At 63.4% G+C, this 12,026-nt stretch carries 11 protein-coding genes and 1 pseudogene; 7 read left to right on the top strand and 5 right to left on the bottom strand.

Features of this window, described 5'->3' with window-relative positions; genetic code table 11:
- Window positions 1–7 precede the first annotated feature (7 nt).
- The 4 genes from MUM_RS0125095 to MUM_RS0125080 all read right to left on the bottom strand — a co-directional run bounded on the left by MUM_RS0125095 (window position 8) and on the right by MUM_RS0125080 (window position 4,013).
- Window positions 8–670 carry an RraA family protein gene (locus MUM_RS0125095; RefSeq protein ID WP_010175397.1) on the bottom strand — a complete coding sequence of 221 codons (663 nt, stop codon included), beginning with the start codon at window positions 668–670 and terminating at the stop codon, window positions 8–10.
- A 26-nt stretch (window positions 671–696) separates the two neighbouring features.
- Window positions 697–2,034: an MFS transporter gene (locus tag MUM_RS0125090; RefSeq protein WP_029616093.1), complete on the bottom strand. Its 1,338-nt coding sequence runs from the start codon at window positions 2,032–2,034 to the stop codon at window positions 697–699.
- A gap of 96 nt (window positions 2,035–2,130) precedes the next feature.
- Window positions 2,131–3,360, bottom strand: coding sequence for a pyridoxal phosphate-dependent aminotransferase (locus MUM_RS0125085; protein WP_010175393.1), 1,230 nt, complete (start codon window positions 3,358–3,360; stop codon window positions 2,131–2,133).
- Complete coding sequence (locus MUM_RS0125080; protein ID WP_010175391.1) at window positions 3,357–4,013, bottom strand: RraA family protein; 657 nt, start codon at window positions 4,011–4,013, stop codon at window positions 3,357–3,359. Before MUM_RS0125080 ends, MUM_RS0125085 begins: the two co-directional genes overlap by 4 nt.
- 104 nt (window positions 4,014–4,117) lie before the next feature.
- Between MUM_RS0125080 and MUM_RS0125075 the strand changes: the two genes are divergently transcribed.
- Window positions 4,118–5,002, top strand: coding sequence for a LysR family transcriptional regulator (locus tag MUM_RS0125075; protein WP_010175389.1), 885 nt, complete (start codon window positions 4,118–4,120; stop codon window positions 5,000–5,002).
- Here MUM_RS0125075 and MUM_RS0125070 read toward each other — a convergent pair.
- A complete protein-coding gene (locus MUM_RS0125070; protein ID WP_010175387.1) occupies window positions 4,999–5,901 on the bottom strand; it encodes a LysR family transcriptional regulator in 903 nt (300 codons plus the stop codon). The two genes, MUM_RS0125075 and MUM_RS0125070, sit on opposite strands and share 4 nt — an antisense overlap.
- Window positions 5,902–6,018: 117 nt before the next feature.
- On the opposite strand from MUM_RS0125070, the gene MUM_RS0125065 reads away from it, so the two are divergent.
- The 6 genes and pseudogenes from MUM_RS0125065 to MUM_RS1000000133530 form a co-directional block, all read left to right on the top strand.
- Entirely contained in the window at window positions 6,019–7,209 is a 1,191-nt protein-coding gene (locus tag MUM_RS0125065; RefSeq protein ID WP_010175385.1) for a CaiB/BaiF CoA transferase family protein, read from the top strand.
- Window positions 7,210–7,224: 15 nt separating this feature from the next.
- Window positions 7,225–8,190 carry a hydroxymethylglutaryl-CoA lyase gene (locus MUM_RS0125060; RefSeq protein ID WP_010175383.1) on the top strand — a complete coding sequence of 322 codons (966 nt, stop codon included), beginning with the start codon at window positions 7,225–7,227 and terminating at the stop codon, window positions 8,188–8,190.
- Complete coding sequence (locus tag MUM_RS0125055; protein WP_010175381.1) at window positions 8,187–8,570, top strand: VOC family protein; 384 nt, start codon at window positions 8,187–8,189, stop codon at window positions 8,568–8,570. The genes MUM_RS0125060 and MUM_RS0125055 overlap by 4 nt, the downstream gene beginning before the upstream one ends.
- Complete coding sequence (locus tag MUM_RS0125050) at window positions 8,567–9,508, top strand: D-2-hydroxyacid dehydrogenase (protein WP_010175379.1); 942 nt, start codon at window positions 8,567–8,569, stop codon at window positions 9,506–9,508. Before MUM_RS0125055 ends, MUM_RS0125050 begins: the two co-directional genes overlap by 4 nt.
- Window positions 9,509–9,557: 49 nt before the next feature.
- Window positions 9,558–10,856 (top strand): C4-dicarboxylate transporter DctA, encoded by a 1,299-nt coding sequence (gene dctA / locus MUM_RS0125045; protein WP_010175376.1) that lies wholly within the window; start codon window positions 9,558–9,560, stop codon window positions 10,854–10,856.
- Between the two features lie 649 nt (window positions 10,857–11,505).
- A pseudogene (locus MUM_RS1000000133530) lies at window positions 11,506–12,026 on the top strand (transposase); the annotation flags it as partial.

The raw sequence follows: 12,026 nt of genomic DNA, 5'->3' as shown, positions 1-12,026 counted from the left end.
GGGTGGGTCAGCCCTTGCGTTGCAGGGTGTGATAGCCCAGCGCTGCCCGCGCTTCGCGCAGCGATTTGCCTTCATCCAGCAGCGCCCGGATACGCGCTTCCACCGCTTCAATCGAGCGCGCGCAGGCCGCCACTTCATGGGCGCGCTCGCGGGGTACGATCACCACGCCGTTGGCATCGGCGACCACGATGTCGCGGGCGCATACGCGGGCCTGGCCGATGGAAACCGGCTGGTTCACCGACGCCACTTCAACCCGGTCCTTGCCGGTGCGCATGAACCGGCCCTTGGTGAACAACGGGTAGCCGTCGCCCAGCGCCTTGCTCACGTCGCGGCACACGCCATCGATCACAGTCGCGGCGATCCGTTGGCTGCCGGCGTACTGGGTCATGATGTCGCCCCACACGGTGCAGTCGGTGCGCCCGTCATTGTCGATCACCACCACATCGCCTTCGGCCACGTCATCGACAAAGTCGCCGACGGTGCCCGGCGGGGTGCTGGCGCTGACGTAGCGCACGGTGAAGGCCGGGCCGACCACCACCTGGCGATAGTTATCCAGGGGCATGATCCCCAGGCATTGGCCGGGCAGGCCGAGTTTGTCCAGGGCGTCGGACACGCCCGGGGTGTCCAGGCCTGCAAACAGGGCAACCAATTCTTGGTCTTGGGGCGACATGGGTAACTCCTTGTGGTGGTGACAAATCAGTTCGGGTGGAGAGAGGCCGGGCGCGGCTCGGCGATGGTCAGCAAAATGATGAAGCTGATGAACGAGCCGATCGCCAGCCAGGCGAACACGTAGTTCCAGCCGTAGTTGTCCAGCAGCAGGCCGGTGATGAAGGGCGTTGCAGCGGCGCCGAGCTGGCCGATCATGTTCACGATGGCGTTGGAGATCGGGAAGGTCTTCTTGGTGGTCAGGCCCATCGGGTAGACCATGTAGGAGGAGAAGCCGAGGCTCAACACCACGCCGGTCAGCATCAGCAGCAAGCCATAGGGCAGGGGCTCGGCCGGTGAGTTGATCAGCAGGTACATCATCAACGAGGTACCGACCGCCGACAGCAGCATGCCCGGCTTGCGGCGCCCGCCCATCAGGCGGTCGGAGCACCAGCCACCCAGCAGGTTGCCCAGCACCGCACCCACCCAGGGCGCTGCCGAGACCAGGCCCATGTTCATGATCGAGAACTGCTTGACCGTCATCAGGTAGGTCGGGATCCATGCCAGCAGCATGCTGGAGACGCCGAGCTGGAAGCAATAGCTGGTGGCGCAGCCCCAGACGTTCCAGGATTTGAACACCTCGCGGTTGGTTTCCAGGCGCTTTTCATCGCGGGTGCGAATCATCCGGTCGAGCTTTTCCACCCAGGCCGGGGTCTTGTGCACGCGGGCGGTCTGGGTGATTGCCGTGTCTTCGACGATGTACTGGAGTTCGGCTTGATTGACGAAGCGGCTGCGGGACGGGTGGTCGGCGACCATGAAGTACCAGACCACCGCCAGCACGATGCCGGGGATGGCAAAGAAGTAGAAAATCTCGCGCCAGCCCCACACCGAAATGATCACGGCACACAGCGGCGGCACGATCACCGGCCCGAACTTCACCGCCGAGAGAAAGATCCCCGACGCGGTGCCTTTTTCCCGTGCCGGAAACCAGTTGTTGATGGTGGTGGTCATGCTGATGGGCAGCGGGCCTTCGGCGACGCCCAGCCCCAGGCGATAGAGTTTCAGCGCCAGCAGTGAGCTGGCGGTGCCCACCAGGCCGGTCAGCAACGAGGTCAGCACCATGGCCCCCGGGAGGATGCGGCTCACGCCAAAGCGGCCGAAGGCAAAGCCCGAAGGCAATTGCGCCAGGGCGTAAGCCAGCAGGAACAGGCTGACGAGGCCGCCGGCCTGGGCGTTGCTCATTTCAAATTCCTGGCGAATAAACGGCAGCGCCACGCCGAGGTTGGCCCGGTCGGCCGCGGCCACGGTGTAGATCAGGAAAATCAGCGCCGCAACCACCCAGCGGTATTGGCTGCGCACAGCGGGTTTTATGACTTCAGGCATAGACATGGGGCGGACCTTGTTGTTGTGAGTGTTGTCCTGTTCGGCCCTAATCTTATGAAGGGCCGAACGCCACCATTAGCGATATTTATTTATGTGAATTCATCACTTTTCCTCTTCAGTCAGCAGGCTGCTGCAGAAGCCGCGGATTGCCTCGCACGCCTGGCGCAACGAGGCATCATCCAGTGCATAGGCGATGCGAAGGTACGGCCCCAGGCCAAAGGCGCTGCCGTGGACCACGGCCACATTGGCCTCATCGAGTAGCGCCAGGGCCACGTCTTCATCGCTGTGCAGCACGCGCCCGCCGGCCGAGGTACGCCCGATCAGCGCCGCGCAGGAGGCAAACGCATAAAACGCGCCGGCGGGGCGGATGCACCCCAGGCCCGGGGTGTCGTTCAGCAGGTCGACCATCAAATCCCGACGCGCCTGGAACGCCACGCGGCTGTCGTGGATGAAGTCCTTGGGGCCTTCCAGTGCAGCGAGGGCCGCCTGTTGCGAGATCGAGCAGGCGCCGGAGGTTTGCTGGCCTTGCAGCTTTTCCATGGCCTCCAGCAACCAGCGCGGCCCGGTGGCGAAACCGATGCGCCAGCCGGTCATGGCGTAGGCCTTGGACACACCGTTCATGGTCAATGTGCGCGATGCCAGCTGCGGTTCAACCTGGGCCAGGGTGTGAAATGGCTGGCCGTCGAAGATCAGGTGCTCGTAGATGTCATCGGCGAGGATCAGCACCTGCGGCTGGGCCAACAACACCGCTGCGAGTGCCCGCAACTCGTCCTCGCTGTACACCGCACCCGTGGGGTTGGAGGGTGAATTGAGGATCAGCCAGCGGGTTTGCGGGGTGATCGCCGTGGCCAGCGCCTCGGGTGTCAGCTTGAACCCACTGTCGGCATCACAGGTGACGATGCGCGCTTCGCCGCCGCACAGTTGCACCATCTCCGGGTAGCTGACCCAGTACGGCGCGGGCACGATCACCTCGTCGCCGTCGTTGAGGGTGGCCGCCAGGGCGTTGTAGATCACCTGTTTGCCGCCGTTGCACACGAGGGTGTCCTGCCAGGACACGTCCAGGCCGTTTTCACGCCGGAACTTCGCCGCCACCGCTTCGCGCAGGGCGCGGGCACCCGCCACCTGGGTGTAGCGGGTATGGCCGTTTTCAATGGCCTGGATCGCGGCTTCGCGGATGTGCGCCGGCGTATCGAAATCCGGCTCGCCGGCGCACAGCGAGATGATCTGCGCGCCTTGCGCACGGCGTTCTGCCACGCGGTCCATGATGCGATAGGTGGCAGACGGTTGCGCGCTGGCCAGGCGCGGGTTGAGCCGCTGGATATCGGCGCTCATTGGGTGATCGCCTCGAACTGTGCGTCGTGCATCACCTCGACCACCGAGCGCCCGCTGCGCACCGCCTGCACCATGCCGTCCTGGCGGCGGGCGATGCGCTCGCCGAGGTCCAGGACCTTTTCGATCATCGCCTGGGGCACAAACACCGTGCCGCACACATCGGCGATCACATAGTCGTCCTCGCTGACGCTGACGCCCGCGACGCTGAGGGTCACGCCGGCATCGAGCTGCACCACGCGGTTGCGTGCGCTGATCATGGTCACGCCGCGCCCGTACACCGGGTAGCCGATGGCCTCGCTGCCGTCGATATCACGGCTGAACCCGTCGATCACCGTGCCGCGTATGTGTTTGAGCGACGCCGCGTTGGCGATGATGTCGCCCCAGCAGGAAATGCCCTCGATGCCGCCGGCAATCACCAGCACCCGGTCGCGGCTCTCCACCTGTTCGATCACCGGGGTGATCAGGTGCACCGTGGGGGCCGCGTCGGACTTGGGGCCGAGCAATACGGTACTGGCGCGACCGACGATCTTCGGGCAGTTCCACAGCGGGCGCAGGCCTACGGTGGCACCGGACAGGCCGAGGAAGTCGAGGGCGTCGGACACGGTGTTGGTGTCCAGTGCGGCCAGGCGGTCGAGCAAGTGGTCAGCGGTCATGGGCAAGCCTCGGGGGACGGAGGCGGCCAGTGTCAGCGAGTCGCTTTGATAGGTATATTACGAAGTACAGAAGCCTTGCATACGCTTAACCTATGGATAAAACCATGATCAACTTTCGCCTGATTCGTCACCTCTGGCTGTTCCTCGCGGTGGCCGAAGAGCAGAACTTCGGCCGCGCCGCCAAGCGCCTTGGCATGTCCCAGCCGCCTCTGAGCGAGCAGATCCAGGTGCTGGAGCAGGCGCTCAAGGTCAAACTGTTCGACCGCTCGCGACGCGGGGCTCAGTTGACCCCGGTGGGCGCGGCGATCCTGCCGGCGGTGCGCAAGTTCGCCGAGCAACTGGAGCGCCTGGAGCTTGCGGTGGAGGAGGCGGTGGCGGGGCAGTCGGGGATGTTGACCATTGGCGCGATCTCCACGGCGATGTTCGATGTGTTGCCCGGCCTGATCGAACAACTGAAACTCGATTACCCCCAGCTCACGGTGTCGGTACGGGAAATCGACAGCGTCGAGGCGCTGCCGGCGCTGGAAGCGGGGGACATCGACCTGGCCTTCGCCCGTCTGGACGGCGACCTGGGCGCCTCGGTGCAGTCGCTGCCGCTGACGGAAGACCGGTTGGTGGTGGCCTTGCCCGCCGATCACCCGTTGGCGAGCCGCACGCGCATCAGCCTGTCGAGCCTGGCCAATGAACCGTTGGTGATGTTTTCGCGCAATGTCAGCCCGGTGTATTTCGACAACCTGATCGCCACCTGCCGCGCCAGCGGTTTTTCCCCACGGGTGCTGCATGAGGTGCGTTCGGTGGCCTCGCAGATCGCCTTTGTCAGCTATGGGCAGGGCATTGCGCTGGTGCCGGCGTCGCTGAAAAAACTGGCCCCGGCCAATGTGGTGTTTCGCGGGTTGAGCCAGAAACTCAATGTCGTGACCACGGCCATCGCCTGGAACACCCAGCGCCCCAACCCGGTGGTGGAGGCGGTGATCGCGCGGTTTCGCTAAGGGTTGCGCTGGCTCAGGTACTCGAACAGCTTTGCTGCTTCCGGTGCCAACTGCGCCTGGCTGCTGACCCCGACAAACAGGGTGCGCTGCGCCCAGTCGTCGTCCAGTTCCACCGCGATCAACCGGCTGCCCAGCAATTCGTCACGCACCGATGACAACGGCAGGATACCGATGCCCAGCCCGGCTTCGATCATCCGGCAGATCCCGTCGAAACTGCTGACCTGGATCCGCACCTTGAGCACCTTGCCGGCGCTCGCGGCGGCGTCGGTGATCCGGCGCAGCAGCGAGCTGCCCTGATTCAGCGCCACGTAGTCAAAACCCAGGGTGTCGCTGAAAGAAACCCTGTGTTCCGTGGCCAGTTCATGGCCTACCGGCACCAGCAACACCAGCCGGTCTTCACGATACGGCAGCTTGTACAGCCCCTCGGCCGGGACGTTATCGGCAAAGATCCCGATATCGGCGCGGCCACTTTCCACCGCCTGGATGATCGGCTCGCTGAGGGCTTCTTCCAGGCCGATGCGCACGTGGGGGTTGTCCCGCAGGAACGCCGCCAGGTCGTCCGGCAGGAACTGCACCACCGCCGAAGTGTTGGCGAACAGCCGCACATGCCCGCGCACCCCCACCGCGTAGTCACTGGCGTCGCAGGCCATGCGGTTGACGCCTTCCAGGATGATTTTTGCGTGTTCAACCATGCCTTGTCCCGCCGCCGTCAGCTCCAGCCCCCGTGGCAGGCGCACGAACAGCGGGCATTCGGTGGTGCGCTCCAGTTCGGCCAGGCGCTTGCTGGCCGCCGAGACGGTCATGTTGGCCTTTTCCGCGGCGCGGGTGAGGTTGGCGGTTTCGGCGGCGAAGATCAGCAAGCGCAGGGACAGCAGGTCGAAATGCAGGGGATTGATCATCAAGGGGGTCCGAGGGTTTCCAGTCTGGAAAGGATAGTGGCGAAATCCGAAATTTTCATCCGCCCGGTTTCTGTCGATTATCCAGGGCACACGCACTCAACAAGAACGGAAAACGTCATGGGCTTACCGCTGCAAGGTCTCAAGGTCGTGGAGCTGGGTCAACTGATTGCCGGACCCTTTGCCGCCAAGATGCTCGGCGAATTCGGCGCCGAGGTGGTCAAGATCGAACCGCCGGTGACCGGCGACCCGCTGCGCAAATGGCGACTGCTGCACGACGGCACGTCCGTGTGGTGGGCCGCGCAATCACGCAATAAACGCTCGCTGACCCTTGATTTGCGCCAGGCCGAGGCCCAGCAGGTGGTGCGCCAACTGGTGGCCGACGCCGATGTGCTGATCGAGAATTTTCGCCCCGGTACCCTGGAAAGCTGGGGCCTGGGCTGGGACACGCTGCATGCGCTGAACCCTAAGTTGATCATGCTGCGGGTTTCCGGCTACGGCCAGACCGGCCCTTATCGGGACCGACCCGGCTTCGGCGTGATCGGCGAAGCCATGGGCGGCCTGCGCCACCTGTCCGGCGAGCCGGGGCGTACGCCGGTGCGAGTGGGCGTTTCCATTGGCGACTCGCTGTCGGCGTTGCACGGAGTGATCGGCATCCTGCTGGCCCTGCGGCACCGCGACCAGAACGGCGGCGAAGGCCAGCAGATCGACGTGGCGCTGTACGAATCGGTGTTCAACATGATGGAAAGCCTGTTGCCCGAATACTCGGTGTTCAACACCGTGCGCGAACCCGCCGGCAGCAGCTTGCCGGGCATTGCGCCGACCAATGCGTACCGTTGCCGCGATGGCGGTTTTGCGTTGATCGCGGGCAATGGCGACAGCATCTATCAGCGCCTGATGGAAGTGATCGGGCGCCCCGACCTGGCCGCCGACCCGGCGCTGGCGCAGAACGACGGCCGGGTGTTGCAGGTTGAACGCATCGACGCCGCCATCTCCCAATGGACCGCACACCTGCCGCTGGAAGAAGTGCTGTCGATCCTCACCGAAGCGCGCATCCCCGCCGGCAAGATCTACACCGCCGCCGACATCGCCCACGACCCGCATTACCGGGCCCGCGACATGCTCCTCGACAGCGTGCTTGGCGACGGCACGCCGGTGACCTTGCCCGGCATCGTGCCCAAGCTGGGCACCACCCCGGGCCGCGTCATGCATCCGGCGCCGACCCTGGGCCAGCACACCACCGAGATCCTCGACGGCCTCGGCATCGCCCCCGCGCAGCAAGCCGACTGGCGCCAGCGCGGCATTATTTAAACCGGAGGAACAGCCATGCAACGCCTGTTTTTGCAGGAAGTCGCCACCCGTGACGGCTTCCAGAACGAAGCACGGTTTATCGAGACCGCCGACAAGATCGCCATGATCGACGCCCTCAGCCAGTGCGGTTTCGCCAAGATCGAAGTCACCTCGTTTACCTCGCCCAAGGCCATCACCGCGTTGCGGGATGCCGAAGCGGTGATGCACGGCATCCGGCGCAACCCCGCGGTGGAGTACACCGTGCTGGTGCCCAACGTGCGTGGCGCCGAGCGGGCGCTGGCGTGCAACATTGATGAAGCCAACCTGGTGATGTCGGTCAGCGAACCCCACAACCGCTCCAACCTGCGCATGAGCCGCGAGCAGTCGTTCGCTCAACTGCGCGAAGTGTTCAGCGTGATCGGCGCCAGGGGCCCGGTGGCGATCAATGTGTCGCTGTCGACGGTGTTTGGCTGCCCGATGCAGGGCGATGTACCGGTGGGGGAGGTGCTGCATTGGGTCGAGCGCTTCGCCGAATTGGGTGCCCGTGGCGTGACCTTGTGCGACACCACCGGCATGGCCTACCCGAGCCAGGTCGAGGCGCTGTCCCGGGCTGTGCGTGAGCGGTTCCCGGCGCTGCAACTGACCCTGCATTTTCACAACACCCGCGGCATGGCCCTGGCCAACGCCCTGGCGGCCATCGACGCCGGGGTTGACCGCTTCGATTCATCACTCGGCGGCCTCGGCGGTTGCCCCTACGCGCCGGGTGCCAGCGGCAATGTGTGCACCGAAGACCTGCTGCACATGCTGCAACTGATGGGCTTCAGCACCGGCGTCGACCTCGACCGCGTGCTGGCCGTTGCCCGGCAACTGCCCGGCCTGATCGGCCACGAGATTCCCAGCCAGGTCCTCAAGGCCGGCAAACGCCTGGACCTGCACCCGATTCCCGCCCATGTCGCCAGCCTGGAAAAGCAGGTGGCCAACACCCTGGAGCTGCGCCCATGATCGATCATCTTGACCACCTGGTACTCACCACCCTCGACCCGGTTGCCGCCGAGGATTTCTACGTGCGCGTGCTGGGCTTGCAGGTGCAGACCTTCGCCGGCGGGCGCAAGGCGTTCGCCTTCGGCCAGCAGAAAATCAACCTGCACGTGCGTGGCCACGAGTTCGAACCCAAGGCGCACTTGCCGGTGCCGGGGGCGCTGGATCTGTGTTTTATCGCCTCGGTTCCACTGGATCAGGTGATTACGCACCTGGCCAGGGTCGAGTGGCCAATCATCGAAGGCCCGGTGATGCGCACGGGCGCCACCGGGCCGATCCGCTCGGTGTATGTGCGCGACCCGGACCTCAACCTGATCGAGATTTCCGAGCAGGTACAGCCATGAACGTGGTGTTCCTCGACAGCGACAGCCTGCCCCTGAACATTCCCGCGCCGGCCTGGGTCACCGACTGGCAAGACCGCCCCGATACGCCTGCTGATCAAGTGGTGGAGGTGTCCCGGCATGCCCACGTGCTGATCACCAACAAGGTGCGCATTGGCCGCGTCGAACTGGAACAACTGCCGAACCTGCGCTTCATCTGCGTCGCGGCCACCGGCTACGACTGCATCGACCTGGCCGCCTGCCGCGACTTCGGCGTGACGGTGTCCAACGTGCCGGCGTATTCGGCGCAAAGCGTTGCCGAATCGGTAATCGCCTCGATCTTCGCCCTGCGCCGGCAGCTGTTTGCCTACCAGCGCGCGGCCCGGCAGGACTGGCCGGACTCGCGACACTTTTGCGTGCACCGCGCGCCGATCCAGGATGTGCAAGGCAGCGTGCTGGGCATCGTCGGCAAGGGCGCGATTGGCCTGGCCACGGCGCGCCTGGCAAGTTCGTTGGGCATGCGCCTGCTGTTTGCTGAACACCGGGGCGTGACGTCGGTGCGCCAGGGTTACCAATCGTTTGAAACCGTGCTGGCGCAAAGCGACGTGATTTCCCTGCATTGCCCGCTGACCGAGCGCACCCGTCACCTGATAGGCGCCGCTGAATGTGCACAGATGAAACCCGGCGCCTTGCTGATCAACACCGCACGCGGGCCGCTGGTGGATGAGTCCGCTGTGCTCGTGGCACTGGAGCGCGGCCGCCTGGGTGGCGCCGCTCTGGATGTGCTGTGCCAGGAACCGCCGCCGGCCGATCACCCCTTGCTCAACAGCCCGCATCCCAACCTGATCGTCACGCCCCATGTGGCCTGGGCCAGCCAGAGCAGCCTGCAACGGCTGGCCGACGGCATCCTCGGCAACCTTCAGGGTTACCACAGCGGGAGCCTGATCAACGTCGTGTCGTAGAGGTTTCTCCCTCCCACAACAAGGTCCACTCATGAAAACAATAACAAGCATGATTTCGGAAAAATCCCCGTCACGACTGCGCCGCGTACTGCGCCACCTGTATGTGCAGGTGCTGCTGGCGATCCTGCTGGGCATCATCGTCGGGCACTTTTATCCTGGCGTGGGCGAACAGATGAAGCCCCTGGGCGACACGTTCATCAAGCTGATCAAGATGCTGATTGCACCGATCATCTTCTGCACCGTGGTCAGCGGCATCGCCAGCATGCAGAGCCTCAAGCGCATCGGCCGGGTCGGCTTCAAGTCGCTGCTGTACTTCGAAGTGCTCACGACCCTGGCGCTGGTGATCGGCCTGATCGGCGTCAACCTGATGCAGCCCGGCGCGGGGATGCACATCAACCCGGCGACCCTTGATGGCCAGGCGGTTGCCGGCTACAGCAAGCTGGCTCATGAGCAGAGTGTGGTGGGGTTCCTTACGCATATCGTGCCGAGCACGGTGTTTGGGGCGTTTGCCGAGGGCGATATCCTGCAGGTGCTGTTTATTTCCATCCTGTTTGCGTTCGCCTTGCAGATGCTGGGGGCGGTGGGCAAGCCGTTGCTGAACCTGATTGATCTGGTGGCCCAGGCGTTTTTTCGCATGGTCAAGATTGTCATGTATGTGTCGCCGCTGGGGGCGTTTGGGGGGATGGCGTTTACCATCGGCAAGTATGGTGTGGGGTCGTTGGGGGCGTATGGCAACTTGCTGATTTGCTACTACGTGACGGCGGTTTTCTTTGTGTTTGTGGTGTTGAACCTGGTGGCGCGGTTGGCCGGGTTCAGTCTGTGGCAGTTTCTCAAGTACATTCGTGATGAGTTGTTCCTGGTGCTGGGGACATCGTCTTCGGAGTCGGCGTTGCCGCGGTTGATGGGCAAGCTTGAGCGCCTGGGGTGTGAGAAGTCGGTGGTGGGGTTGGTGGTGCCGTCGGGGTACTGTTTCAACCTGGATGGCAGTTGCATCAACATGACGGTGCTGGCGATTTTCATTGCCCAGGCGTTGGATATTCCCCTCGACCTTTGGCACCAGGTCACGTTGTTGTTGATTTTGCTGCTGACTTCCAAGGGTGCGGCCAGTGTGACGGGTGGGGCGTTTATTACGTTGGCGGCGACGCTGGGCAGCCTGGATGTGATTCCGGCGGCGGGGTTGGTGTTGGTGCTTGGGGTTTATCGGTTTATTTCTGAAGGTGGGGCGTTGATTAATGTGATTGGCAATGGGGTGGCGACGCTGTTTATTGCCAAGTGGGAGGGGGCGTTGGATGAGGGGAAGCTGGCGGCTCAGTTGCGGGATGGGTGTGGCAGGGAGGGGCGGGTGTGAGTGGGTGGTTGTGGGTGTATATCCGTTGTTTAGGTAACGGCCACTTAGGGTTTCGCTCTTACAGCGACTCACTTTGGAAAAGCCCCAAAGTAAGCAAAGGGCTCTGCCCCGCCTGTCGGCACCTCGCCTAGGCTCGGTGTTCCCTCACTCCGGCGATGCTCCGCGGGCCGCCGCGATGGGCCATCCTTGGCCCAGCGCGGCTAAACCGGCGTCCTGCCGGTTTACCCGCTCCGCACCCCCTGCGTTCGGCCTCGGGCTTATTGGGGCAGTCAGGGCCAGATCAAGATCAAAAGCAAGAGCACAGCGGCCTACAGGCCGGCTTGAGTGGTAGAAGCCAGATCAAAAGCGAAAGCCAAATCTGAAACTGCTGCAGCTCTGCTTTTCTGTGGGAGCTGGCTTGCCTGCGATGGCATCACCTCGGTGTGTCTGATGTACCGAGTTGTCTGCATCGCAGGCAAGCCAGCTCCCACATTTGACCGTGGTCGCTTTAGATTTTGATTTTGCCTTTGCTTCACACCACTCAAGCCGGCCTGTAGCCCCCGGTGTCAGGGTAGTTGTCGCGTCCACCGCTTTTTGAACACATTTCGGGGGCGGCAAGAGTATGGTCATGCCTTTCTACTCAGATGAACGTAAAGCCGCACTGCTGAAAATGATGCTTCCGCCCCTGAGCCTTTCAGCAGCGGAGGTCGCTCGCCGCGAAGGTTGCAGCGATATGTCTCTCCATTATTGGCGCAAACAAGCTGCTGCCAGAGGAACGCAATTGTCCGACGCTAAACAACCCGCCGAAAATTGGTCAGCCGAATCCAAACTGGCGGTCATCATAGAGACAGGTTCGCTGTCGGAACTGGAGATCGGTGAATATTGCCGAAGGAAAGGTATTTTTCCCGAGCAGATTACCGATTGGCGTAATGCGTTTATCGCCAGTAGCACCCAAAAACCAGCTGCGAAAACGGCGAGTTCAGGGCAGTCACGGGATGATAAAAAAAGGATCCGTGAGCTTGAGCGCGAACTACGCCGCAAGGATGCGGCGCTGGCCGAGACGGCGGCGTTACGTGGTGCTGAGAAAAAAGCTCAATGCCTACTGGGGGAGCGACGACGAGGACAAACTGACCTTGTTGCCTGAACGGTATTTACTCGTTGGTTGGCTCAATGAAGCCATCCTGGCGGGCC

The organism is Pseudomonas sp. PAMC 25886 (assembly GCF_000242655.1).
GTDB lineage: Bacteria > Pseudomonadota > Gammaproteobacteria > Pseudomonadales > Pseudomonadaceae > Aquipseudomonas.
This window is presented reverse-complemented; position numbering and strand designations above follow the sequence as displayed.